This is a genomic window from Sellimonas intestinalis, assembly GCF_001280875.1.
GTDB lineage: Bacteria > Bacillota > Clostridia > Lachnospirales > Lachnospiraceae > Sellimonas > Sellimonas intestinalis.
On record NZ_LGAJ01000007.1, the window covers coordinates 184,344 to 208,385 of the forward strand.

Sequence of the window (24,042 nt, forward strand, 5' to 3'; positions counted from 1 at the left end):
AAAAAGATGGAAGCAAAAGAGATTTTAACCCATGTAGATCATACGTTACTTACACAGACTGCAACCTGGGAGGAGATCCGACAGATCCTGGATGACGCTATGAAATACGATACCGCTTCTGCTTGTATTCCGGCTTCCTATGTGAAAGCAGCGGCCGAATATGTAGATGGAAAACTTCCGATCTGTACCGTCATAGGATTTCCGAACGGATACAGCACCATGGCAGCGAAAGTCTTTGAGACGAAAGACGCCATCGCAAATGGGGCTTCTGAGATCGATATGGTCATCAATATTGGGCACTTAAAAGACGGAAAGTACGAGGAAATCGAGGATGAGATCCGCCGAATCCACGAAACGTGCAATGGCCGGATCTTGAAAGTAATCATTGAGAACTGTCTGCTGACTGAGGAAGAAAAAATCAAAATGTGCGAGATTGTTACGAAAGCCGGCGCAGAATACATCAAGACGTCCACTGGATTTTCTACTGAGGGAGCGACGTTTGCGGATGTGAAGCTGATGAAAACCCATGTAGGGAAGAACGTCAAAGTCAAGGCAGCGGGAGGCATTTCTTCCTTTGATGATGCGGAAGAGTTTATTCGCCTGGGTGCGGAAAGACTGGGAACAAGCAGACTGGTCAAACTGATGAAAAACAGTCCGGACAAGAAGCCGGACATTAGAAAACAAAAACAGTGATGAAAAATGGATGGTCCCTAAATGGGGATGTGACAGACAGGCATACCGAAGGTACGCCTGTTTGTCTGCAAAGGCAAGAGATTGCCGGTATTCTGACATTGTTCCGTTGGCTGAGACATGATACAATAGAGAAGATAGATTAAAATTACAAAATGTTAGTAATATTGTCTGATAAGAGTAAAAACGGAAAATGACTTTCCCATGGAATTTGGAGGAATTAAGATGAATACAAAAGATTATGAAAAGTTTGGAGTTTGAACTTAATAATTTATATCAGAAAGTTAGAATTTATTCCCAAAAGAATGATTATATTTACACAAAGATTTATGGGGCCTGGATTAAAGAATATAATCAGTTGTTGGATAAATATAATACCTTCACTAAACTTCACATCAGTCATCTCTCTTACGCATCCCATGACTTATCCTCTACGCAAAAAACAGTAAGAGCCGAAACAGTGGAATGGTTTTTGAATACTGTGAAAAACCTGATTGAAAAGGTGAAGTCAGAAATCAATGAAGAAAGAGAAAAAATGACGGAAGAAGAAATTCCGGCTCATCAGATGAGAAAATGTTTTAAAATCGGATCTCAAAGATGCCCGAAGCGGCCCGATTATGAAAGGAATAAGGTCTTTATTGCTATGCCATTTTCAGACGATTATGTAGACAGCTATTTATATGGGATTGTGCCGGCTTTGAATGCAGCCGGATTTCAGCACTATAAGGCGGACGAAGAGATTACATGTAAGGATATCATGTGTAAAATTTGCGAGCAGATTCAGGCGTGCAGAATGGCGATCATTAATATATCCGGACTGAATCCGAATGTGATGTTAGAATTAGGGCTTGCATACGGATTAGGAAAGCCAGTGTATATTGTAAAAGATAAGGCAACAAAGGCTATTAGTGATTTGGGAAGTATCGAGTATATTGAGTATAGTCATGCGACGGATCTTAGGAATAAACTGGTTCAAGCTTTTGAAACAGAAAAAGCAATATAGAGAAAACAGAAAAAGCAGGTGGGCAGATGTCACTAGAAGCAGTGAAACAATATTTCAAAGAGCAGGACATGGAGAGTCGGGTCATGGAGTTTCAACAGTCCAGCGCTACAGTAGAGGAAGCCGCTGCGGCGATTAGATGTGAACCACGTCAGATTGCAAAGACGATGTCTTTTTATGTGGATGATGCGCCGATTCTCATTGTCCTGGCGGGAGATACGAAGATTGATAATAAGAAATACAAGGCAAAATTTCAGCAGAAAGCAAAGATGATTCCCCGGGCTCAGGTGGAAACCGCTACCGGTCACCAACCGGGTGGTGTTTGTCCTTTCGCTACAGGACAAAGATTCACGGTATATCTTGATGTATCTCTAAAACGGATGGAACGAGTGTTCCCTGCAGCCGGAAGTGGCCAAAGTGCCGTAGATTTGACAGTGGAGGAGCTGGAGAGGTATTCGGGCTATATGGAGTGGATTGATGTGGGAAAAGTGCAGTAAGCGGAGAAAATCCACTTGTAAATCGCAGGGGGCTATTTTATAATAGAAGAACCACAAAGGAAAAGAAGGAGGAAAACCCGTGAAAAACGAATTAGTAATCGTGCTTGACTTTGGCGGACAATACAATCAGCTTGTAGCAAGACGTGTTCGTGAATGTAATGTATATTGCGAGATCTATTCCTACCGAATTGATATTGAAAAGATCAAAGCAATGAATCCAAAGGGAATCATCCTCACCGGCGGCCCAAATAGCTGCTATGAGGCAGATTCTCCAACATATACAAAAGAATTATTTGAGCTTGGTATTCCGGTTCTCGGACTTTGCTATGGGGCACAGTTGATGATGCATGTGCTCGGTGGAAAGGTGACAAAGCCAGAGGTCGGAGAATATGGTAAGACAGAGGTTCTGATTGATAAAAAAGATTCCAAAGTGTTTGAAGGAGTGGAGTCTTCTACAACTTGCTGGATGAGCCATTTTGATTATATTGAGCGGGTGGCGCCTGGATTTGAGATTGCAGCGCATACGGCGGACTGCCCGGTCGCAGCCGCTGAAAATGCAGAGAAAAAGCTATATGCAATTCAGTTCCATCCGGAAGTACTTCATACAGTTCGAGGAAAAGAAATGCTCTACAATTTTGTACGCGGTGTATGTGCATGTTCCGGTGATTGGAAGATGGATGCTTTTGTAGAAAATGCGGTTGCAGATATTAGAGAAAAAGTAGGAGACGGTAAAGTTCTGCTGGCTCTGTCCGGTGGAGTGGATTCTTCCGTAGCAGCAGGTCTGCTTTCCAGAGCCATCGGAAAACAGCTTACATGTGTGTTCGTCGACCATGGACTTCTTCGCAAAAATGAGGGGGATGAAGTAGAAGCGGTATTCGGACCAAAAGGAAACTTTGATTTGAACTTTATTCGTGTCAACGCGCAGGAAAGATATTACAGCAAACTAGCCGGAGTGACAGAACCGGAACAGAAACGCAAAATTATCGGTGAAGAATTCATCCGTGTATTTGAAGAAGAAGCAAAGAAAATTGGAGCTGTTGATTTCCTTGCCCAGGGAACCATTTATCCGGACATTGTAGAGAGTGGTCTCGGTGGAGAGTCCGCAGTAATCAAATCTCATCACAATGTAGGGGGACTTCCGGACTACGTTGATTTCAAGGAAATCATCGAACCGCTCCGGGATCTTTTTAAGGATGAGGTTCGAAAAGTCGGATTGGAGCTTGGTATTCCGGAAGATCTGGTATTCCGTCAGCCATTCCCGGGACCAGGACTTGGTATCCGGATCATTGGCGAAGTGACTGCGGAGAAAGTGCAGATCGTGCAGGATGCAGATGCAATTTACCGGGAGGAGATCGCGAAAGCTGGACTGGACAGGGACATCAATCAGTACTTTGCGGCGTTGACAAATATGCGTTCCGTAGGAGTTATGGGAGATGAGAGAACTTATGACTATGCGGTGGCGCTTAGAGCAGTGAAGACTATTGATTTTATGACAGCCGAGGCGGCTGATATTCCGTTCGAAGTACTGCAGAAAGTAATGAGCAGGATCATCAATGAGGTAAAGGGAGTCAATCGAGTATTCTATGATCTGACGAGCAAACCACCAGGGACGATTGAATTCGAATAGTACGGGTATGTATCGTAGTCTTTTCTGTGACAGGTAGTCTTTAAGATTGCCTGTCATATTTATATTATTCACATTATCCGTATTTGAAAATGTTTTTGGTTCCAATGAATGAATCTTGGATTTCTTTATAGCTTATATTAAAGTATGATGAAAAGAAACAAATGAAGGAGAAATTGAAAATGGAGAAATCAAGATTTATAACAGCGGAAGAAATGGCGAAGGATTTATGTGTATCCAAGGCTCATGCATATAAGTTGATTAGGAAAATGAATGATGAATTAGAGTCAAAAGGATATCTTACGATTGCAGGGAGGGTAAGTAGGAAGTATTATGAGGAAAGATTTTATGGTGTACAATAGAAACGATAGATTATAATATGATTTATGATATGGCCTGAACTTTATGATATTTCTAGATTTTTTGAATATAATAAAATATACATAGAGTAACAAATGGATTAACGCCATAAATAGATGTGACGGCATTGAAAAATCTGTTGCATTTTCGGCAGATTTTGCTATACTATGAATAGAAGTAAATGTTTGCCGTTTGTTATGCGACGGGGTATTAAGAAGCATAATGTGTAGTTTTGCCACTTGCCGATGGTGTGGGGTATAAATAATTCGGTGTGTAAATAATTGCCACTTGCTATACAGGTGGGATAAAAGTAGTATAGTTCGTCAATGAATCCCCATCAGTTTCTGGTGGGGATTTTGCATAGGGAGAAATTATGGAAGTGACGCAAGGATACTCTTATCATATCAAGGATGAATTTTTTGATGAGATTCAAGACAAATACTTGATGAGTAATAAAGAAAATGGAAATTATTGTCCTCATTTTTTGGCAATTCGAGATAGTAAGAATAGGGAATTGTACTGGATGATTCCAATCAGCTCACAGGTAGATAAGTATAAGATTATTATAGAAAAGAAAATAAAACGGTATGGGAAATGCAATACGATCATTATAGGGAAGTTTGCTGGGAAAGATAATGCTTTTCTGATATAAAATGCCTTTCCTATATTAAAGAAATATTTTGATCATGTGCATACTGTTGAGGGCAAGACAGTGGTTATACATAGTAAATTGAATAGGGAACTGACTGTCAATTTACGAGAGGTTCTTGCTATGTATAGACGGGGGATTCGTTTGATATTTCCTGATATTGAGTATATACAGAGGAAAATGGAAGATGAGTTGGACAAGTAAATTAATGGAAAGGGTTGAGATAATAGCCACAATAAAAATATTTGAAAAAATAGAAGAAGGCTAAGTGATGGACAAAGACGAATAAAAGAGGGTAGTGACCGTTTGCTCTTTAATCAGTGCAAGCGGTTTTTGTTGTAGCATTTTGGTTTTGTTAAGGCGTTGCAGAGATGTTATATATGGTAAAAAATAGTATTTAATGTTATAATTATCTGCATATAAGATATTGTGGATAGGGGGGAAAAGAATTGGATACTTATACATCGGATAAAAGCGGAATAAATAGTTTAGGTGGTTTTGCTTATCAAATAAAAGTGTTTGTGTCATATATGTTGTCAATGGATGAAAATATGCAAGCTGAGTTTGAAACAGTAGATGATGTATCCATTAAAAAAATAACCCCTGATACAATAGATGATAATGAGGATAAATTTAGAAATTTAATTGTTTCCCCCAAAGGAACTAAAGCAATTCAGGTTAAGAGAACAACTATTACTGAGAAAATTGCAAAACAAGTATTATTAAATTGGATATTATTGGAGGGGTCAGATGAGAATGTAACAGATTATATTCTTTTTACTGATAGTTCATATGAAAATAGCGATATTGTTTTTGAAGTTTCGGCAGAAGAGTTGTATTCAGAGGTATTAGATACTAAAAAGACTCAAAAAGCGACTATTGCTAAAGTGAAGAAAAAATATGAAAAAGATAAGCAAGGGTTTATTGATGTATATGACGCAGTAAAGAATAAGTATACTTTTGTATCTGCCAATAAAATTGATGATGAAATCAATGAAAAATGCAAGGTGCTTTTTAAAAAAGCCGGTGTAAATACAATTACATATTATAATCGAATTGAGGAACTGTTAAAGCATATTACTTTTGAAATTATAAAAAGTATTAATGAAAAGACCCCTTTTGTTATTAGTTATAGGGAAATGATAGCTTATTCAGAAGACATATGTGCTAGATTTACTGACCAATATATGTATCCTGTATATTCGGAATTTAAAAAACTGAATAAAATTGACTTTGCTGATTTGAAAATTGCACAGTCAAGGGAATATAAACAGTTATTAGCATGTAAGATGCCGCAGAAACTGATAGAGACGCATTTACAATATAGTAGCTATTATCAAAATGTATGTTATAAGTATTTGGAATTAAACAAAATAAGCAAGATACGAGATATAGAAGTAACAACATTTGATAATTTTGAAAATGTTAAATTTATGCTTCAAACTGAGGGCAAAGATACTCCTGTGCAGCGTCTTAGTGAAACCAAAAAACAACCTAACTCGTATGCGGATAGTGAACAAATTAAATATGGAGCTGGAATATATCTGACAAGGGAAGATGAGGTGGAACATCAAATATCATGGGAGGACGAAGATAATGCAGAATCTTGAGTTAGAAGCTGAAACTATTCAGATTAGTATATATACAAATATTGTTTTAAATATATTAAAAACACATGGGGAATTGTCGGTTAATAAAACATTACTTTTTTCGTATTTGGTCAAAAAAGAAAAATTCAGACTTGGGAAAGTATACACTGCAAATAACACGCAGGATGTTGTCTGCAAAGCAATTTCGTTGCTCTCTGGTGAATATGCGGAATATTGCGAAAATATAAAGTTTATATTGAAGTCTATTCATTTATTGATAATTGGTAAAAGAATTGAATTGAATGGCTATTTGCTTTCTTGGATTAATGAACAGGAAGTTGAAAAGAGTTTGTATCAAGAGTCACCATTTATTGAAAAAGCTATTGAAGAAAGTAAGAAAATGTCAGACAGACAATTTATGAAAGAGGTAACTGCTAATGTTTAGGATAAATAAATTGACAATGTATAGTTTCGATGAGAAAAAATACACATATCAGTTTAGTTCAGGGTTAAATTATTTTAAAGGTAAAAATAGTTCAGGCAAGACGGAGTTTTACAAATTTTTGGATTTTATGTTTGGCTCATCAGAAGACATCCGGAAAAAACCTTGGTATAGAGATACTTTAAAAAAAGCTTCAATGGAAATTCAGGTAGATAATATAATATATATATTGACGCGTTCGTATGATCCGTCTCAAAACTATTTATCTTATGCGGATGAAGAGGAGAGGGAGATCATTGACCAAAGAGAATATAGAGAGAAATTAAATTCTATATTTGCTAAAGATATGGAATTGCTAAAAAATATTCGTGAGTTTACAGAAGAAGAACTGACTTTTAGAACCTTTACGATGTTTAATTTTTTGGGAGAAAAGCGGCAAGGGGCGATTCATGATTTTTTTGATAAATGTAGTGATATAAAATACTCTGTAAAATTAGTACCAATACTAAACTTTATCTTTAATAATAATCTTGAGAAAATATATTGGTTACAAAGAGAACTTGAACAGTTGCAACAGGAATTAAAGGACTTGGAAGTAACATCTTCAAGGTATGATTTTATTTGTACTCAGGTTAATAGAAATATACAAAAGTTGGGGTCTAATGTTTGGTACACTGGTCGGAATGCAGATGATATCAGAAAAAATCTAAAAGAAATAAAAAATATGGAAGAACCTAAAAAGAAAGGAAGTGATAGAAATATAGCAGACTTGGAAGTAATGTATAGCAATATTTCTGAACAGATAAAAATATATGAGAATTCGATCTCTGATGCAAAGCAATTTGAAAATGATAATTCAAATAGAAAGATGTTGTTAGAAAATTTGGAACAATTATTGGCGGAAAATAATGTATTTGCATATCTTGTGGAACCATTAAAGCAACTGGTAAATGAACTTGATAATACTATATCATTTAGTCAATATACGATAAATGATAAAACAATTGCGGAATTAAAGCGACAGAGAATTGCATTAAAAACGGCAATAAAACGAAATGATTCAAGGTTCCAGTGCTATACTATGGAGGAAAAAGCGAAATCTATTGCATTAATTGAAGAATATCTGTCGGCAGATATTCGTGATTGTAGCGGGGACTTGAAAGAAATAAAAAAGAAAATACGTGAGATAAAAGAAGAATTGAAAGCACTTCAAAACTCAGATGACATAGCGAAAATACGGGGACTTTCGCAGTTTATTACTTCGTTGTATAAATCTGCGAGTGGGATATCTTCTGTTGTAGATGATGACATATTGCAAGAAGGATTCAAAATACAGTATTTTAAGCGTGGTAATATATTACAGCCAATGGTTCAGGTTAAAGAAAAGGATGAAAATGACATAGAGCAAAAAAAGGAAGTAAACTATTACATTGGAAGTATGGCAAGACATACTCTTATACAGCTATGTGGATATCTAGGATTTTTGAAAATTCTTTTGGCTGAGGACAAATATCCAATTATTCCAATATTAGTGATAGATCATATTTCCAAACCATTTGATACAAGCAATTCACGCGCTATTGGTCAGGTAATAAATAAAGCGTATGAGGAAATTGGAAAAGAGAATCTACAAATATTTATGTTTGACGATGAGGAGCATACGACATTAGCATTACAACCAGAGCATTCAGAAAACTTAGTTAATGATGAAAAAAGTGGTTTTAATCCATTTTACTATTTGGCTTCAGAAAACGAGGAGGAAACTGATTGAGGGAGTGTCAACTTGTTGTAATCAACTTATTAGAAAAGCATTAACATAGATATGTCAAAGGTTAAGGAATATATAAGTGGAACTAAAATGGTACTAAACCGTATTGATACTCAAAATAGTATCAAAAATCTGTATAATATGAATACGAAAACAAAGGAAAATGTGGCTGAAATACTACGATTGCACATTCCCTTTGGGGAGTTTGAGTGATGAAATGAGTTGTAAGAATCCAGTGTTTATGTGGGTTTCAAACAAATTTGTTTAAGTGCTGGCAACGATTTGGCAACATTTCGGGTATCATTCACTGAATAACAGAATACTTCAATAACAGAAAAACCTTGCTGATTTTCAGAAATGAAGTTGAAAGTCGGCAAGGTTTTTTGCGTGAATAAAGAACTAACAGGCGGTAGAGATAGTGTGTGTTTTAAGGTTGAAAATCAATTAGTTTCGTCTTTTAAAGCCTGTGTAATCAAGTCACTTAATCCTTGTGAGGGTACAGTTTTCTTCCAGTGATTTGAAGTATCTAATTCGGGATATTTGTATCGCCATTGGTCGTATTCCTCTTTGGTTATCTCTCCCCGTTCCAGACGGGCAGCCTGCTCCTGCCATGCGTGGAACATATCAAACATAGTGGAGTAGGTGGAGCCGGTGGATTTATCCAGCCGCAGGCATACTTCTCCATCAATCTTTCCGATTTTCAGCCCGTACATATCTTCCAGTGCAAAGAGCGTGTGCATAAGACCTATATAGCTGTCTATTTCTGGGACAGTGATTGCGCGAGGACTTACATCAAGGATATGAGCCATTTCTTTTACAAGGTCTTGTTTAGGCGTTCTGGCTTCTGATTCGTACTGTGCCATACGAACATCAGAGGTTTTTCCGAGAAAACCGAGGATTTCGCCTAACTGCTTTTGCGTCATGCCTTTCCGATTACGGAAAAAGCGGATTCGTTTGCCGATTGCCATAATAAAACCTCCGTTGTAGTTATAGTGATACAACCATTCTTGACTTAAACATTTCTGTTGAAGTTAGTATAACATGGTGCAATAGGAATAGCAAGAGGAACTTAAATAAAAAAAGTTAAGATTTTTCTGCAAACCACTTGACTTAACGGAATTTATTTAGTATTATAGATATAACTTAAACAAAAATAGTTAAACTGAGAAAGGGGAGGATAACGGAATGGCAGAAAAATCATTTATGACTGTGGAGGAAGTGGCAGCGGAACTGCGGGTGTCAAAGTCAAAAGCCTACCAGATTGTGCGGGAACTGAACGCAGAATTACAGAAACAGGGCTATCTGACGGTGGCTGGTCGTGTGAACGCTACATTTTTTCATAAAAAGGTCTGTTACAGCGATTAAACGGAAAGGAGATGATTTGAATGGCTGTATACAAAGACAATGCTACAGGAACGTGGCGGGTAATCTATCGTTTCACAAATTGGAAAGGGGAGCGGAAGCAGACCCAGAAACGGGGATTTGCTACGAAGCGGGAAGCACAGGCGTGGGAGCATGAAGCCATGCTGAAACAGGGTGCAAAGCTGGATATGACGTTTGCCAGCTTCTTTGAAGTTTACGAAACCGACAAGAAACAGCGTGTCAAGGAAAGCACATGGGAATCCAAAAGCCATGTAATCCGCACAAAAATTTTACCGTATTTCGGAAATCGGAAGATAGCGGAGATTGAAGCGAAGGACATTATCGCATGGCAGAATGAACTCATGGCGTACCGGGACGAGAAAGGGAAGCCTTATTCGGCGGATTATCTGAAAACCATACACGCCCAGCTTACGGCGATTTTCAACCATGCTGTGAACTTCTATAACCTGCCCTACAATCCGGCAAGGCGGGCCGGCACAATGGGAAATGAGGTTCCGAAAGAAATGGACTTCTGGACAAAAGAGGAATACCTTAAATTCTCCGAAGCCATGATGGATAAGCCCCGTTCCTATTATGCCTTTGAAATGCTTTACTGGTGCGGAATCCGCTCCGGCGAGCTGCTGGCGCTCACTCCGGCTGATTTTGATTTTCAGAAACAGACGGTCACAATCAGCAAGACATTTCACCGATCTAAAGGGCGGGATATTATCACAAGCCCGAAAACGAAAAAGAGTAACCGTACAATCAAAATGCCGCCATTTCTCTGTGAGGAAATGCAGGAATATATCAAAATGCTGTATGACATTCAGCCGAACGAGAGGCTGTTTACGGTCACAAAATCCTATCTCAACCATGAAATGGAGAGAGGGGCGAAGCAGGCAGGAGTGAAAAAGATTCGTGTGCATGATATTCGGCATAGTGCGGTTTCCTTGTTAATAGACATGGGATTTTCGGTGCTGGCGATTGGGGAGCGCATGGGGCATGAAGCGGAGAAAATCACTTACCGCTACGCCCACTTATTCCCTACGGTGCAGACGGAAATGGCGGAAAAATTGGAAATGGAGCGAATGACAAAGGAGGATGCAAATGGAAAGAACACTTGATTATAAAGGGCGGTGGCGCAATCATACAGTAGCGTTTCGGGTATCGGACGAAGAAGCGAAGCTGCTTAACGATTTGGTGGCATTGTCGGGCTTGACAAAGCAGGACTATATTACAAGGCGGCTACTATGCCGGGACGTGGTGGTACAGGGCAATCCGAGGGTGTATAAGGCTCTGAAAAATCAAATGGTAGCTATCTACGAGGAATTGAAGCGATTGGAGGCATTAAGCCCGGACAATGACGAACTACTCTACACGTTGCAGGTAATCGCAATCACATTAGATGGTCTGAAAGGAGAAGATGAATGACAGAAAAAATGAAAACGACTGCTCCCGTATTATCTGTTGGCGCAGATAGGGCGCAGCCGCAATTAAAAAATCACAATGAAATTATAGCAAATGAAACAGCACAAATCAATCTGCAAGCCGCACAAAACCTGAAGAAATCCGGGAGCGGCGGGCTTCAAACCGTTTCCATGACGGAACTGTATGATACCGTCTATCTGCCGAGAACGCCGATTGTAGAGGGATTTCTCTACGGCGGCACTTACCTTTTTGTAGGTGCGCCGAAAGTTGGAAAATCGTTCTTTATGGGACAGCTTGCCTATCATGTGGCAATGGGACTTCCGCTGTGGGATTATCCTGTCCGAAAGGGTACGGTGCTGTATCTTGCACTGGAAGATGATTATGCAAGGCTTCAGCGGCGACTCTCCGGTATGTTCGGCGTGGAATGTGCGGATAACCTGTACTTTGCGACACAGGCAAAGACCTTGAATGAGGGCTTAGACAGGCAATTAGAGGAATTTCTGAAAGCGCATACGGACGCAAGGTTGATTATCATTGATACGCTTCAGAAAGTGCGTGAGGTCGGCGGGGACAGGTACAGCTATTTCAGCGATTATGAGATTGTGACAAAGTTAAAATCGTTCAGCGATAAATACGGTATCTGCCTGCTGGTGGTTCATCACACACGCAAGCTGGAATCCGAGGACAGCTTTGATATGATTTCCGGCACAAACGGGCTGCTTGGAGCGGCAGACGGGGCGTTTATCATGCACAAGAAAAAGCGCACTGACAATGAGGCGGTCATGGATATAGTGGGGCGTGACCAGCCGGATCAGGAACTGACTATAGAGTTTGACCGGGAGCGCTGCGTCTGGAAATTCAAAAAGGCAGAAACGGAACTGTGGAAACAGCCGCCGAATCCCCTGCTGGAAGCAATCAACAATTTTCTGACAGAAGATAAGCCGGAATGGGAGGGGACAGCAACAGAACTTGTGAGCCAGTTGCCGGATATGCAGATACAGGCAAACGTGCTTTCCAGAAAGCTGAATGTAGTCAATAGCCAGTTGCTTAATGACTATGGAATTTTCTATGACAATAAGCGGGGACATGAAAGGAAGATTATTCTGAAACGGCTTGAGCCGAGAGAGTAAAAGCGACGATATGCGTCGGTTGCGACGGTATTTTTTACAGCGGGCTGGTATAGAAAATATCGACGCTATCGACGCAAACCGACGCAGAAAGGATTAAGTGATGAAAAACGTGCAAATTCCTTATGAATTGTTTGTATCTCTGCTCCGCTATCATCTAATGGAAGATGATGATTGTCTGAATAAAATCCGGCAGGGATTGGAGCAGAAATTGGATTCGCTGGTGCTCCATGAATTATATGCGAAATATAAGACTGCGCCCACACAGGAAGAACGGGAAAAAGCCAAACAGGAATATCTGGAAAAACGTGGAGTGCCGGATGGCTTCCGCTGGTATTTTCCTTTGATGATAACAGACAGGAGCGTGTCACGCTCCTGTGGATAGCAGACAACGAGAAAGGTGTGATTTGATGATAATTCAGCCAGAATGGGGAACCCGGAACGTGAACAAATATTTTTACGAAAGTGAATCCCGGAGAATTGCCGCACTCAATGAAATCTTTGGAGATGTGGAATTGACTGTGGCAGAAATGCGGACGCTGGTATGGCTGTGCGGGTGGGAGGAATGTACGGTAGAAAACGTACTTTCCGCTATCCGAAAAGCTATGGCAGCGGAAGCAAAGCGGCGGGAACAGCCGCTCCGTCCGTAGGACGGAAAAGCCCCCGGCAGGGCGCAAAGGCAGCTTTTGATGGACGGAACGGCTGTCAAAAGTGCTTTTGCGTTACTTTCGACGAAAGTAACAAAGCCTATGCGCCGTATCCGGCGCTGATTACCCGGACAGGGAGAAAGGATATTGATTGAAGCGAACTATCAGCTTTATGACAGGGAAAGGCTCTGTCAATCATAACAGCAGAAAATTCCATGCAAAGAATACTGACCCGGAAAGAAGCTGTCTGAACGTGGAATACTGCAACGAAAATATTAAGGACGTATATCACGAATTGTTTGATGAAGCACTCGCCCGGTACAATGAGAAGCAGACTAGAAGTGACCGCCGGATTGATGATTATTATGAGAAAATCCGTTCCGGCAAGCAGGAAAAACCATTCCATGAGATTATCCTGCAAATCGGGGATAAGGACAACATGGGAGCGAAAACGGAGAACGGACAGCTTGCGGTAAAGGTGTTGGATAAATATATGCAGGACTTTCAGCGGCGAAATCCTACGTTGAGGGTGTTCAGTGCCTATCTTCATATGGACGAAGCAACGCCCCACTTGCATATAGATTTTGTACCGTATACGACAGGAAGCAAGCGGGGACTTGATACAAGAGTTTCTTTGAAACAGGCGTTATCTGCTCTCGGATTTAAAGGCGGCACAAGACGGGAAACGGAATTAAATCAGTGGGTGGCTTATGAGAAAGAACAGCTTGCCGCCGTCATGCTGGAACATGGGATTGAGTGGGAGAAGAAAGGCACACATGAAAAGCATTTATCTGTCTTAGATTTTGAGAAAAAGGAGCGGGCAAAGGAAGTTGCAGAACTGGAAGCAAAAAAGGCGGAATTGCAGGAAGAAAACGCTACTTTTCAAGAAATCAACGAAGATTTGCATGAACAGTTGTTACAGGTTGATGATGAGATTCGTTCCTTACAGGAAGATTTGCAGGAGTCTCGGCAGGAAGCAGAGAAAGCGCAGAAACAGGCGGACAAATACCAGAAACGCATGAATGAACTTGCCCCTATGGTAAAGAACATGGAGAAGCTGGCCGCAGACTTTTCCGCAGACCCGGAGCAGACGCTTCCAGAAGCGGCGGTTATGGAATCTGCAAAGTCGTATCGGGAGAAGAAAGCAAAACCGCTGGTAAAGAAAATCGTACAAGTTATGCGCTCTGTTTATTCGGCATATCTGGATATTTCAAATAAGTTTACAAAGCTGCAAGCGGCATATAACAGGGAACGGAGTGGAAATGAGCGGCTGACAAACAGGCTGGAAGAAGTCTTGGCGGAAAATCGGGAACTGCGGATAGTGGCGGTGGATTTTGGACGTATAAAGGCTGTGGTTGGCGCTGAACAGGTAAACGTTGTGATTAACCGGGCGAGGCAACAGGAACGGATAGAAGCTGAACAGAAATGGGTTGCAAGGAGAAAGCATAACAGGGACGCTCGATGACAGGAGAGGGCTGTTTAAAGCCCTCTTAGCTGCCATAAAGCTAATCCTCATCAATTAGTCAATAGCAGCGCAGTCGTTCAGTTTACTGTTGACTGGATGGTGGGGATTTGATATTGTCAATCAACAATAAAGAGAAACATATGTTTGACAAAAACTCAGCTTTTTGTGAGATTATCTTGATATATAATTTGAAATGTGATATACTGATACAAGTTGATAGAGGACATAGAGTGTTGGGAGAAATAATATGTCGGTATGTTATGATAAATTATGGAAAATGTTGATTGATAAAAGAATGAATCGAACTGATTTAAAAGAAATGGCTGGAATTAGTTTTAATGTATTGGCAAAAATGGGAAAAGGAGAAACGGTTTCTCTGGAAAGCTTGCATAAGATATGTATTGTCTTAAATTGTAATATTGGTGATATTATGGAGTTTGTTGATGAAACTGAAAAATGATTTATAACGAAATAGAGAAAGGGGTAAACAAAATGCGATATGAGGATATGACTTTTAAAATACCAGTAGAATCACCTACTTATAAAGCGGACAGTGAATTTGTGATTGAGCAAATGAATTTAATTCTTGATAGACAAAAAGAACGAGGTGATAATAAAATTATCATCAATACTAACCTACGCATGGGCCTTCCATTGGAAAATATAAATAAAATTGCAGGGCCTATGATTGAAGCTTGGGCAGGAGAAGTCTTTGCAGGGATAAGAGATGATATGGATAATCCGTATCGCCTTATAAATGTAGAAGCTCAAGAACGTCTTGGAATAGCTGATATAATATTACAATTTAAAAAGGATGATAGGTCAGTAACGGGAAATGTGGACGTAAAAGCAACAGCAAATGACATTCCTAATAGTGGTAAAGGGCCAAATATCACGAGCTTTAGCAGAATAAGAACTGCTTATGTTAAAGACCCGGATTTTATGTTTATAATTTTATCAATCAAGCATAAAGTATATGTTCAAAGGAATGAGCGTACAAGATTGATGGATGGAATTATGGAAATTGTGGATTATAATGCCTATGATTTAAAATTTATTAGTGATGCAGACATTAATTATAATCCGGCATTAGGAACGGGGCAAATTCAGATTAAGGATATACACTATGTTACATATCAATATAGGACAACTTGGGAAATGTGTAAATTATTAGATAGCAAGTATCTGCATAGTTCAAGAAGAAGCATTGAGGATTTTTATAGAGAGGCTCAAAAAAATAAATGGATAAAAGACTAAATGCAATTTGCGGCGATGCTATTGAAGAACTTAGCAAATTAGAAAATGGTATTGTAGACTTAATTGTGACAGATCCACCATATAATTTAAATAAAAATTATGGAACAAGTCAAGATAAACTGGAATTTGAAGAATATCTTGAGTTTAGTAGAACATGGCTAAATGAAGCAAAAAGAGTTTTAAAGCCAGATGGAACGATATATGTTTTTATGGGTATGAAGTATATTTCATATATTTATACAATTCTGGAACAAGAGTTGGGTATGACATTTAATAGTTGGATTACATGGTTTTATACACAAGGAATCGGAAAAACTAAAGGATTTAGTCCCAGACATGATGATATATTAATGTTTACAAAAAATCCTAAGAAGTTTTTCTTTGACTTAGATTCGATTCGGGTTCCACAGAAATATTATCGTTCGGTTAATAATATGCGTGGGGCTAATCCGGGAAATGTGTGGGAATTTTCTCATATGCATTATTGTAATAAAAATAGAAAAAAACATCCAACTCAAAAACCGGAGGGACTATATGAAAGAATGATTTTAGCATCAAGTAAAGAGGGGGATTTGGTTGTAGATCCATTTGTTGGTTCGGGGACTTGCTTGAGAGTTTGCCAACAACTGAATAGAAGAAGTATAGGGGTTGATATTAATCCTGAATATATCCAAATGACTAAAGAACGATTAAATGAGCCGTTTTCGGGATTCGATAGTATTGATGAAAAGATGAAAAGGTGTCCTAATGATTTGAATGATGCTCAAATCAGAATTGACTATATCGAAAATCATATAGGATGGTTTTTAAAAAATCATCCAGATGCAATCAGTGAGTTTTTGGAAGAAGTAAAGGAAAAATATCTAGTTAAGATGATAGAAACTGGTCAAACATGGATTTTTGAACAATATGGTGTAGCTTTATAGAAATGTTAGAGTATAAGGTAAACATATCGCAGAGCAAATGGTCTTTATATGAGGGTGAATGTTATAGAAGATTATAATAAGTTGCCAGACTTATTATAAGAAAATATACATTTCATAATAAATGTTTTGATGGGGTGATTATGAAAAAAATATATAATTGGTATATCAATCTTTCACGACAAATCCGAGATAGTATCACTGCTTCAGTTACGACAGTAGGTCTAATTTCCACAATTCTTTCTGTGCTAGGTATTTCGCTGGGAGATTGGAAGGATTCAAATGTTTGGATGAGGATTGGGGTTGTTTTGGTAATCTTTGTGGTGATTTATAGTCTCATTTATTTTGCTATTGGCAGGATTTTTAGAGATTCTGTAAACCTTACAATTCGACAGACGCAAGTAGTTATTAGCTGTGGGGACATATTTGAAGCTTCTGGTTGGAAGATTATTGGATGTGATACGCATTTTGACACTAGAGTTGACGATATTGTAATATCGAAGAAGTCATTGCATGGCCAATTAGTCTTAAACCATGGAAAAAAGGAGGAAATTGAAGCGGTTGTAGAGAATGAAGCAAAGAGGCTTGGTCTCCAAAAGAAGAATGATGGATTGTATGAGTTCCCGCTTGGAACAGTAATTCGTTATGATAGTAGTGTAGATAATCAGACGTATCTTATGTTAGCGATGACAGAACTAAATATACAACATGAAGCTCATACTAATATGGCAAAGTTTGAACTTATGCTCATGAAGATGTGGACAGAGATAGACAGGGTGTATGCGAGTAATGATATTGTACTTCCCGTACTTGGTACGGGAATATCTAGATTTGATGATGGCCCGAAAGATAGAGAAGCACTACTAAGATGTATGCTATGTACATTAAATAGTAGCGGAGTAAGCCTTAAATCTAAAGTAGATATTATAATCTATGGCGATGTTAAGGATATTCCGATGTATGAATATAAAAATATGTTTCATATGACATTAAGGAGGTAAAAATGGCAAATAGGACAGCAAATTATGCGGCATTTTATGTGAGTGAACCTTTTAGTGAATCAAATTTAGGAGCTAATGCCACACCAGATTTTCTTTATTACAATCAGCTTCGTGCATGGAAAGGAGCAGATAGTTCTTTTCCTTTTGTGGATGCTCATGCAAAAACATATAATGTTCGAGATAATAGCTCATGGGAAACATTAAAGAAAAGATTGCATGATAGGCTTGATGTATCAAAAAATATTATTCTGTTTTTGAGCAATAATACAAAGAATAGTCAAGCATTACGGGAAGAAATTGAATATGGAATTAACACAAAAGGACTTCCGGTAATCGTTATTTACCCTGATTTTAAGGAAAAATCAGATATTTGGTGTTCAACGGGAATGAGAAAACAGGTTAAGGATCTTTGGGATAAGTTACCGAAATTCAGAGACAATATGGATAAAGTTGCCACATTACATGTTCCATACAAAAAGAATTTAATTGTGAGCGCTTTAGAAGATCCTGATTTTAAGGTACAAACAATGACTAATGCTGGGCAGTATCATTATAAATTGGATTGACAGTAAGTTTGGCAACATTTTGGCAACAGAAAATCAGCAAGCCAGAGTAATTGGTGTAATTGAAGTAAATATCGGCGTGAATTTACAGAAAACTTAAATAAATATAGTTAAGAGCAACAAAGGACACGCCGAGTTTGAGTGATGGAATATAATATGAGTTATTTTAAATAGCAGGTAGTCTATAAGATTGCCTGCTGTTTTGTATTATCCCTATTTTGAATCCTATTACTGTAATTTGTTATTAATCTGTCAATGTCAAAATTCAATTGCGAATTCATTTGTTAGAAGGTGTGTGGTATACTTCAATTATAAATAAGTATCTAGGATAACGTATAATTAATTTCGCAAAATCAATTTCATAAAAATAGACTTGGTCTATAGACGTTCGATAAAATTAACTCATCACAACCAAATCTACCAAAAGAGGATGATGAATTAGTTAACGCCAAAAAGTATAAGCGTTTCTCTGAGCGCCAGAGATGTTGTTTCTTAGCTCTGCTATATAATAAATAACAAAAATATGTTATAATAAATCTACTTACGGGAATGAGGAGAAATTAGATGAAATACGAACGAAATTATGGCATAGATCTTTTACGTCTGGTTTTGATGTACATGGTGTGTATGTTACATACTTTAGGACAAGGGGGAATCTTAGGGGTATGCCAAGCCGGAACAGTGGAGTATAAGGCTTTTTGGTTTTTAGAGATTTTATCATATTGTGCGGTGGATGGATTCGCGATTATCAGCGGATATATGGCCGTGGACAGACCACGCAAATACGAAAAACTGGTGGATATGTGGTTTCAAGCTTTTTTCTATTCTTTTGTGATTACGATGCTGTTCACTCTGGCAGGATGTAATCCAGTCTGGGAAAAAGCAGATATGATCAGATGCGCGTTTCCTGTTACATTTGGGAAATTCTGGTATTTTACAGCTTTCTTCGCGCTCTTTTTTGCAATTCCTATTTTAAATAAATTTATGTTTACGGTAGAGGAACAAAGTGCGAAAATTGCGTTTCTCATACTGATTATTTTATTTTCATGTATGGGGCTGTTTGCGGATGCTTTTAAAACACAAGGTGGCTACTCAACTTTATGGCTCATCATCTTATATTGCATAGGAGCATTGGCAAAGAGAGGCAAGGTCTTTGAACAGAAGAAGTCGTTCACTCTCATTATTATGTGGGCAATTTGTATTTTTTGGACATGGGCCGCACACGTTTTTCAGGGAAATGAGCAGCTAACGAATTTTGTGTCTCCCACAATCCTGCTGAGTGGATTACTAATGGTCATTCTTTTTTCAAGGATTCGTTTGAAGGGCACGGTGATAGCAAAGCTTTCTCCGTTAGCCTTTGGTATCTACTTATTTCAGCTCAATCAGGTAATATGGAATAATTATCTGAGAGGTGCTTTTACATTTGTAGCAGAAACCAATATTATTTTAGGGGTTGTGTATGCGTTTGCTTGTGCCGCGTTGATTTTTATTTCCGGGTTAGTCGTTGAATTTCTGAGAACTAAGATTGCAAAAGTTATAAAGATTCCTGAATTAAGTAAAAAAATAGTAAGTGTGTTTCATTGGATGTTGAAAAAAGTATGCGTCATTCTAAAATAAGTAAAGGTAAACTACTGTATTATTCTATGTCCTTCCCTGCAAGGTGGAGGACAATTTTTTCTACAAAAAATTATGAATTGTAATTCATAATTGACATTATGAGACAAAAGTGATATATTTCAATTATGAAATATAGGTAGAAAGGAGGCGGCGTATGCGGGAGACGCAAATGTTTGAAGAAATCTGGAAGGAGTTTCAACGGGAGATATCGGAAGAGCAGGCTTTTTCGTTGTCTTTACTAATGGCTTTTTCCTGGCATTACGGAGAATGGCAGGATGATTTTGGACTGGATATTGGCAGTGGTGCCATGGTTTCGCAAGGTTCCCTCATTGAGAGCATTAAAGGAATTCAGGGATATGATGTGCGTGAGGCATTCAGCAGGTTATCTGAAAGAATAAACTGGCAGACGGTAGAGCAAGAAGCAGTTCAGAGGCTACTGAAAAAAATGATAGACTGTTTTGTATGGTATGGCAAAAAGGGGGAAGACCCCAGAGAGGTGTTTGCTTTGATACTGGACTTGATGGGTCGGGACGGAAAATGTGTGTTGACGCCACCAGGGGTAAGGAGAGTGATTGTGGAGCTTCTCAGTCCACGGAAGGCAAAGCATCTCGCGTCCAGTTGTTGTGGAGGTGCCGGACTGGGCTTGGAATTATGGGATTACCTGAGGCTGCGGAATCCAGAGATCTCATTCTGCGGGGAAGAACAGAGTCGTGAGCTTTGTGATGTGGCGAATTTGTACAGCTACGCCTATGGAGTTTCTGCAGGGGAGATTGTAGAGAGGGATGTGTTGACGATACCGGAGGAACGGGAACGGCAGCGGTACGATATGATCGTGATGGATGTTCCAAGGGGAAGAAATGTTACGGAGCTCTGCCAGAGTACAGATCCAAGACTTTACGGCTTTACGAAACGTAATATTTATGCCGACTGGATTTTTATTCAGGATGCTTTGTACCGTTTGAGCGAACATGGCTCTGCGGCGGTGATTGTGACTCCAGGTTCCTTGATTCGGAGAAACGAGGTGAGTCTAAGAGAGCAGATTGTAGTAAATGACTGGTTAGAAGCTGTGATTACGTTTCCAAACAATTTGTATCCGAAAGATCATACCGGGAGAGAGCTGCTCATTTTTAACAAAGCGAAAAAGAGAAAGGGAAAAACAATATTCCTTGATATCAGCGGATATTGTCAGCGGACAGGACGGAATGTTCATTCTCTGACAGAGGAGGGAATCAAACTGGCGAAAAAAGTGTTTGATTCTGCGGAGCAGATTCCCGGAGTGAGTGCAGTCTGCGGTAGGGAAGAGATTGGGGAGAATGCATTTTCTCTGAAACCTCTTCAATATATCCGCCGGACCGGGGAAAAAGAGATACAGTCAGGTATCACTTTGGAGGAGATTGCGCAGATCGTCAGGGGATCACAGCTTCTGAAGAAATCGGACATTACGGAAAATGGAGCAGCGTTTTTTATTAATATCAAAGATATTCAGAACGCTCGGCTGGAGTTTGGACAGGCCGACCGGATTCAGAGAACAAGCTCTGTGTGCAAGGCAAAATTTCGGATCAGTAAGGACGACATTTTACTTACGTCAAAGGGTGCGGTTTTGAAAGCAGCCATTGTGGAGGCAAATCCACCGGAAGCGTATATTAGTGGAAATATCACGATGATCCGGGTGGATCAGAGGAAATACGACCCGTATGTATTGTTTGAATTTTTAATTTCAGAACAGGGACAGATTGCATTGGAGCGTATCCAATCGGGGACTACAATCCGGATAATAAGCAATGCGAGTCTGCAAACGCTGAAAGTTCCGAATTATGACCTGGCTAGAATGAAACAGATCGGCGGACAGCTCAGGAGAAATCAGGAGAGATACTATCGGGAAATTACAGAAGCAACAACTCGTTTTCAAAAGGAAAGGGGACGGCTTCTGGATGAATTGGAGGAATTAACATGAAAAAGGTGTTTATCAGTTTTAGTTCTAAAAATCAACAACTGGCAGAAAAATTCCTTGAGTTTTTGCAGTTGGGAATGGGATTGCGAAGAAGAGATGTGTTCTGTACGGCGTTTCCGGAAAAGCTGCAAACAGGTGAAAATTTTATTGAAACAATCAGACAGCAGATGCAGGAATGTGATACGGTCATTTCTCTCATTACAGCCGAATATTTACAGAGCCCGTTCTGTCTGGTGGAAATGGGAGCTGCGTGGGCTTTGTGCAAGCAGTATTTCCCATTATTGACTGTAAAATATGAAGAATTGGACAGGACTCCTTTGAAGGGGATTCAGATGAGAAAGCTGGACGAGCAGGAAGATCTGAGTGTGGTATACGATGAATTACATCGATGCAAAGTTCTGGAAGGTCATAGTACGGCGGAGTTTTACAGAAGAACGGTGGAGTTTGTTTCTTATGTAAAAAAGTGGATAGCGGGTGATTATGTACTGCACCCAGATGAAGAGGGGTACTATGAGACGGTGATTGAATCGGTCCGGGAGCTGTCGCAGAAGCAGTACCGTTGTTACGGGATCAAGGGGCACCTTGATAATCCGCCGGACGGCGAACAGGCGAACAGTGACTGGCTGTTTTATTGGGGCAATACGTTTCCGGATCTGGTACCGGGAGACCGGGTCAGATTTAAAACGTCAAAATCAAAAGTAAATGTATTCCAGGATCTTGGACGTGCCAGAAATATATATCCAGATGATCTCAGAAAGGTATAAAGGTGGGGGATTCCATTAAGGATATACCGAAAGCTGTATACCAGTTGGGAAAGTAACCGGATGTACGGCAAAGAGAAAAAGACAGTCCTGTGAAAAGTTAGGTTTGGAAAATCTAAGGTTCACGGGACTGTCTTGACTTATGGGAACAAAAATTTTAGTTTATTTTCTTACCGTCCTGATAAACGGCTTCTACTCGCTTCAGAGCAGAGAGGTCTTCCAATGGATTCCCATCCAGTGCTACCAGGTCAGCAGCCATTCCTTCAGTGATAGAGCCGGTTACATTGTCCACATGGCACAGTTTGGCGGCATTTACCGTAATTCCGGCAAGGACATCTTGATTGGAGGCGCCTAGTGATGAGATATAAATGGCCTCTTGTGCAAGTCCCTGGTGGATTCCGTCTGTACCGATACCAAATTTCAGTCCACCTGAGATGGCGCCTTCCAGGCATTTGCAGATGATTTCTTTTTCTTTCAGACTCCCATCTTTGTCCTTCGGAGAAAACTTGAAGAGAAGATCATCGTTTAGTGCATAACTTGGCGTGTATACGACCCATCGGTCTGCGTTCTTCACTTTTTCAACCTGGCGTTCTGAGATGTAATATACGTGTTCCAGACAGTCGATTCCCGCATCAATGCAGTCATCAAGACCCTGTCCTCCTGAGCAGTGACATGCAGTGGTAATTCCTACACTTCTTGCCTCCTGGACGACTGCCCGAAGCTCTTCAGGGCTCATAAAATGATAGATAAAAGATGTTGCGTTGATGACCTTTGTCATAAATACTTTCAGAAAATCAACACCATGGAGGATATTTTCGCGGGCCTGCCGGCGAAATTCTTCCGGTCCGTCAAATGGCATTCCTACATACCCATGACCGTGAGAGGCGCGCATGCCAATGCCGCTGACAACAAGTTTTGGACCGGATATCCGTCCTTCTTTCTGTGCTTTTTTACAAGTGACATCAATATAAAAACGATCCCCCAGACATCTTGCAGTGGTTACTCCGGCATGAAGATCATCGTTCATCGTCTTTAAGGCCCGGATAGTCTGTTCACATTCACAATCATTCATTTTCACAAGATGATGTTCAATGCGCGTATCCAATGCAAGGTGATTATGACAATCGATCATTCCGGGAATCAGAGTTTTGTCGCCCAGATCTGTCACGGTAATATGTTCGCCGGAAGGTATCTGAGAAGCATGATTATAAATGCGGGTAATCTTTCCGTCCTCAATCTGAATTGCTCCGCGTGTCATTAAGGTAAGGTCTTTTCCGGTAATGATCTTGTCTGCTTTAATAATATGAATACTCATTGATGA

26 protein-coding genes are annotated in these 24,042 nt (G+C 39.6%); 24 read left to right on the plus strand and 2 right to left on the minus strand.

The genetic code is table 11. From position 1 onward, the window contains the following. The first annotated feature begins 6 nt into the window (after window positions 1-6). The 9 genes from deoC to AOA56_RS16215 all read left to right on the plus strand — a co-directional run bounded on the left by deoC (window position 7) and on the right by AOA56_RS16215 (window position 8,622). The gene (gene deoC, locus AOA56_RS08315) at window positions 7-693 is read left to right on the plus strand and encodes a deoxyribose-phosphate aldolase (protein ID WP_024733702.1); all 687 of its coding nucleotides are present in this window, start codon (window positions 7-9) and stop codon (window positions 691-693) included. Window positions 694-1,150: 457 nt separating this feature from the next. Further along, the gene (locus AOA56_RS08320) at window positions 1,151-1,693 is read left to right on the plus strand and encodes a nucleoside 2-deoxyribosyltransferase (RefSeq protein ID WP_162224694.1); all 543 of its coding nucleotides are present in this window, start codon (window positions 1,151-1,153) and stop codon (window positions 1,691-1,693) included. Between the two features lie 26 nt (window positions 1,694-1,719). After that, complete coding sequence (locus AOA56_RS08325) at window positions 1,720-2,187, plus strand: YbaK/EbsC family protein (protein WP_053769428.1); 468 nt, start codon at window positions 1,720-1,722, stop codon at window positions 2,185-2,187. A 79-nt stretch (window positions 2,188-2,266) separates the two neighbouring features. Then, window positions 2,267-3,814, plus strand: a complete 1,548-nt coding sequence (gene guaA / locus AOA56_RS08330; RefSeq protein ID WP_024733699.1) for a glutamine-hydrolyzing GMP synthase — start codon at window positions 2,267-2,269, stop codon at window positions 3,812-3,814. Window positions 3,815-3,993: 179 nt separating this feature from the next. Further along, the gene (locus AOA56_RS08335) at window positions 3,994-4,173 is read left to right on the plus strand and encodes a hypothetical protein (RefSeq protein ID WP_053769429.1); all 180 of its coding nucleotides are present in this window, start codon (window positions 3,994-3,996) and stop codon (window positions 4,171-4,173) included. Between the two features lie 371 nt (window positions 4,174-4,544). Then, window positions 4,545-4,823 (plus strand): type III toxin-antitoxin system CptIN family toxin, encoded by a 279-nt coding sequence (gene cptIN, locus AOA56_RS16360; protein ID WP_242843445.1) that lies wholly within the window; start codon window positions 4,545-4,547, stop codon window positions 4,821-4,823. Window positions 4,824-5,269: 446 nt separating this feature from the next. Next, window positions 5,270-6,430 carry a hypothetical protein gene (locus AOA56_RS16365; protein ID WP_242843446.1) on the plus strand — a complete coding sequence of 387 codons (1,161 nt, stop codon included), beginning with the start codon at window positions 5,270-5,272 and terminating at the stop codon, window positions 6,428-6,430. Next, a complete protein-coding gene (locus AOA56_RS08350) occupies window positions 6,417-6,854 on the plus strand; it encodes a hypothetical protein (protein ID WP_053769430.1) in 438 nt (145 codons plus the stop codon). The genes AOA56_RS16365 and AOA56_RS08350 overlap by 14 nt, the downstream gene beginning before the upstream one ends. Further along, window positions 6,847-8,622, plus strand: coding sequence for a hypothetical protein (locus tag AOA56_RS16215; RefSeq protein ID WP_181966388.1), 1,776 nt, complete (start codon window positions 6,847-6,849; stop codon window positions 8,620-8,622). Before AOA56_RS08350 ends, AOA56_RS16215 begins: the two co-directional genes overlap by 8 nt. A gap of 437 nt (window positions 8,623-9,059) precedes the next feature. On the opposite strand, the gene AOA56_RS08360 is transcribed toward AOA56_RS16215, so the two are convergent. Next, window positions 9,060-9,587, minus strand: coding sequence for a helix-turn-helix domain-containing protein (locus AOA56_RS08360; RefSeq protein WP_053769431.1), 528 nt, complete (start codon window positions 9,585-9,587; stop codon window positions 9,060-9,062). 217 nt (window positions 9,588-9,804) lie between these two features. On the opposite strand from AOA56_RS08360, the gene AOA56_RS08365 reads away from it, so the two are divergent. From AOA56_RS08365 to AOA56_RS08435, 15 genes are all read left to right on the plus strand, one after another. Further along, window positions 9,805-9,984: a MerR family transcriptional regulator gene (locus AOA56_RS08365; RefSeq protein WP_021869173.1), complete on the plus strand. Its 180-nt coding sequence runs from the start codon at window positions 9,805-9,807 to the stop codon at window positions 9,982-9,984. A 20-nt stretch (window positions 9,985-10,004) separates the two neighbouring features. Next, on the plus strand, window positions 10,005-11,105 hold the full coding sequence (locus tag AOA56_RS08370) for a site-specific integrase (RefSeq protein WP_053769432.1): 1,101 nt from the start codon (window positions 10,005-10,007) through the stop codon (window positions 11,103-11,105). Next, window positions 11,089-11,412: a plasmid mobilization protein gene (locus AOA56_RS08375; protein WP_053769433.1), complete on the plus strand. Its 324-nt coding sequence runs from the start codon at window positions 11,089-11,091 to the stop codon at window positions 11,410-11,412. Before AOA56_RS08370 ends, AOA56_RS08375 begins: the two co-directional genes overlap by 17 nt. Beyond that, window positions 11,409-12,539 (plus strand): AAA family ATPase, encoded by a 1,131-nt coding sequence (locus AOA56_RS08380; protein WP_053769434.1) that lies wholly within the window; start codon window positions 11,409-11,411, stop codon window positions 12,537-12,539. Before AOA56_RS08375 ends, AOA56_RS08380 begins: the two co-directional genes overlap by 4 nt. A gap of 100 nt (window positions 12,540-12,639) precedes the next feature. Next, window positions 12,640-12,921, plus strand: a complete 282-nt coding sequence (locus AOA56_RS08385; protein WP_053769435.1) for a hypothetical protein — start codon at window positions 12,640-12,642, stop codon at window positions 12,919-12,921. A gap of 25 nt (window positions 12,922-12,946) precedes the next feature. Next, a complete protein-coding gene (locus AOA56_RS08390) occupies window positions 12,947-13,186 on the plus strand; it encodes a hypothetical protein (RefSeq protein ID WP_053769436.1) in 240 nt (79 codons plus the stop codon). A 169-nt stretch (window positions 13,187-13,355) separates the two neighbouring features. After that, window positions 13,356-14,648: a plasmid recombination protein gene (locus tag AOA56_RS08395; RefSeq protein WP_053769437.1), complete on the plus strand. Its 1,293-nt coding sequence runs from the start codon at window positions 13,356-13,358 to the stop codon at window positions 14,646-14,648. Window positions 14,649-14,895: 247 nt separating this feature from the next. Further along, on the plus strand, window positions 14,896-15,108 hold the full coding sequence (locus tag AOA56_RS08400; RefSeq protein WP_053769438.1) for a helix-turn-helix domain-containing protein: 213 nt from the start codon (window positions 14,896-14,898) through the stop codon (window positions 15,106-15,108). After that, window positions 15,105-15,905 (plus strand): hypothetical protein, encoded by an 801-nt coding sequence (locus AOA56_RS08405; RefSeq protein ID WP_205694932.1) that lies wholly within the window; start codon window positions 15,105-15,107, stop codon window positions 15,903-15,905. Before AOA56_RS08400 ends, AOA56_RS08405 begins: the two co-directional genes overlap by 4 nt. Next, window positions 15,890-16,831, plus strand: coding sequence for a DNA-methyltransferase (locus AOA56_RS08410; protein WP_053769439.1), 942 nt, complete (start codon window positions 15,890-15,892; stop codon window positions 16,829-16,831). Before AOA56_RS08405 ends, AOA56_RS08410 begins: the two co-directional genes overlap by 16 nt. 140 nt (window positions 16,832-16,971) lie before the next feature. Then, complete coding sequence (locus AOA56_RS08415) at window positions 16,972-17,829, plus strand: macro domain-containing protein (protein ID WP_053769440.1); 858 nt, start codon at window positions 16,972-16,974, stop codon at window positions 17,827-17,829. 2 nt (window positions 17,830-17,831) lie between these two features. Beyond that, window positions 17,832-18,395, plus strand: coding sequence for a TIR domain-containing protein (locus AOA56_RS08420; protein ID WP_053769441.1), 564 nt, complete (start codon window positions 17,832-17,834; stop codon window positions 18,393-18,395). A gap of 561 nt (window positions 18,396-18,956) precedes the next feature. Then, the gene (locus tag AOA56_RS08425; RefSeq protein ID WP_024733685.1) at window positions 18,957-20,009 is read left to right on the plus strand and encodes an acyltransferase family protein; all 1,053 of its coding nucleotides are present in this window, start codon (window positions 18,957-18,959) and stop codon (window positions 20,007-20,009) included. Window positions 20,010-20,163: 154 nt separating this feature from the next. Next, window positions 20,164-21,963, plus strand: a complete 1,800-nt coding sequence (locus tag AOA56_RS08430; protein ID WP_238117663.1) for an N-6 DNA methylase — start codon at window positions 20,164-20,166, stop codon at window positions 21,961-21,963. Then, window positions 21,960-22,724 (plus strand): toll/interleukin-1 receptor domain-containing protein, encoded by a 765-nt coding sequence (locus tag AOA56_RS08435; protein WP_053769442.1) that lies wholly within the window; start codon window positions 21,960-21,962, stop codon window positions 22,722-22,724. The genes AOA56_RS08430 and AOA56_RS08435 overlap by 4 nt, the downstream gene beginning before the upstream one ends. Before the next feature lie 154 nt (window positions 22,725-22,878). Here AOA56_RS08435 and AOA56_RS08440 read toward each other — a convergent pair whose 3' ends face one another. Beyond that, window positions 22,879-24,036: an amidohydrolase family protein gene (locus tag AOA56_RS08440; protein WP_053769443.1), complete on the minus strand. Its 1,158-nt coding sequence runs from the start codon at window positions 24,034-24,036 to the stop codon at window positions 22,879-22,881. Window positions 24,037-24,042 lie beyond the last annotated feature (6 nt).

Coding starts and splice junctions, on each gene's coding strand:
- deoC (WP_024733702.1), top strand. CDS start 7: ATGGAAGCAAAAGAGATTTTAACCCATGTAGATCATACGTTACTTACA.
- AOA56_RS08325 (WP_053769428.1), top strand. CDS start 1,720: ATGTCACTAGAAGCAGTGAAACAATATTTCAAAGAGCAGGACATGGAG.
- AOA56_RS08335 (WP_053769429.1), top strand. CDS start 3,994: ATGGAGAAATCAAGATTTATAACAGCGGAAGAAATGGCGAAGGATTTA.
- cptIN (WP_242843445.1), top strand. CDS start 4,545: ATGGAAGTGACGCAAGGATACTCTTATCATATCAAGGATGAATTTTTT.
- AOA56_RS08350 (WP_053769430.1), top strand. CDS start 6,417: ATGCAGAATCTTGAGTTAGAAGCTGAAACTATTCAGATTAGTATATAT.
- AOA56_RS16215 (WP_181966388.1), top strand. CDS start 6,847: ATGTTTAGGATAAATAAATTGACAATGTATAGTTTCGATGAGAAAAAA.
- AOA56_RS08360 (WP_053769431.1), bottom strand. CDS start 9,587: ATGGCAATCGGCAAACGAATCCGCTTTTTCCGTAATCGGAAAGGCATG.
- AOA56_RS08365 (WP_021869173.1), top strand. CDS start 9,805: ATGGCAGAAAAATCATTTATGACTGTGGAGGAAGTGGCAGCGGAACTG.
- AOA56_RS08370 (WP_053769432.1), top strand. CDS start 10,005: ATGGCTGTATACAAAGACAATGCTACAGGAACGTGGCGGGTAATCTAT.
- AOA56_RS08375 (WP_053769433.1), top strand. CDS start 11,089: ATGGAAAGAACACTTGATTATAAAGGGCGGTGGCGCAATCATACAGTA.
- AOA56_RS08380 (WP_053769434.1), top strand. CDS start 11,409: ATGACAGAAAAAATGAAAACGACTGCTCCCGTATTATCTGTTGGCGCA.
- AOA56_RS08385 (WP_053769435.1), top strand. CDS start 12,640: ATGAAAAACGTGCAAATTCCTTATGAATTGTTTGTATCTCTGCTCCGC.
- AOA56_RS08390 (WP_053769436.1), top strand. CDS start 12,947: ATGATAATTCAGCCAGAATGGGGAACCCGGAACGTGAACAAATATTTT.
- AOA56_RS08395 (WP_053769437.1), top strand. CDS start 13,356: ATGACAGGGAAAGGCTCTGTCAATCATAACAGCAGAAAATTCCATGCA.
- AOA56_RS08400 (WP_053769438.1), top strand. CDS start 14,896: ATGTCGGTATGTTATGATAAATTATGGAAAATGTTGATTGATAAAAGA.
- AOA56_RS08405 (WP_205694932.1), top strand. CDS start 15,105: ATGATTTATAACGAAATAGAGAAAGGGGTAAACAAAATGCGATATGAG.
- AOA56_RS08410 (WP_053769439.1), top strand. CDS start 15,890: ATGGATAAAAGACTAAATGCAATTTGCGGCGATGCTATTGAAGAACTT.
- AOA56_RS08415 (WP_053769440.1), top strand. CDS start 16,972: ATGAAAAAAATATATAATTGGTATATCAATCTTTCACGACAAATCCGA.
- AOA56_RS08420 (WP_053769441.1), top strand. CDS start 17,832: ATGGCAAATAGGACAGCAAATTATGCGGCATTTTATGTGAGTGAACCT.
- AOA56_RS08425 (WP_024733685.1), top strand. CDS start 18,957: ATGAAATACGAACGAAATTATGGCATAGATCTTTTACGTCTGGTTTTG.
- AOA56_RS08430 (WP_238117663.1), top strand. CDS start 20,164: ATGCGGGAGACGCAAATGTTTGAAGAAATCTGGAAGGAGTTTCAACGG.
- AOA56_RS08435 (WP_053769442.1), top strand. CDS start 21,960: ATGAAAAAGGTGTTTATCAGTTTTAGTTCTAAAAATCAACAACTGGCA.
- AOA56_RS08440 (WP_053769443.1), bottom strand. CDS start 24,036: ATGAGTATTCATATTATTAAAGCAGACAAGATCATTACCGGAAAAGAC.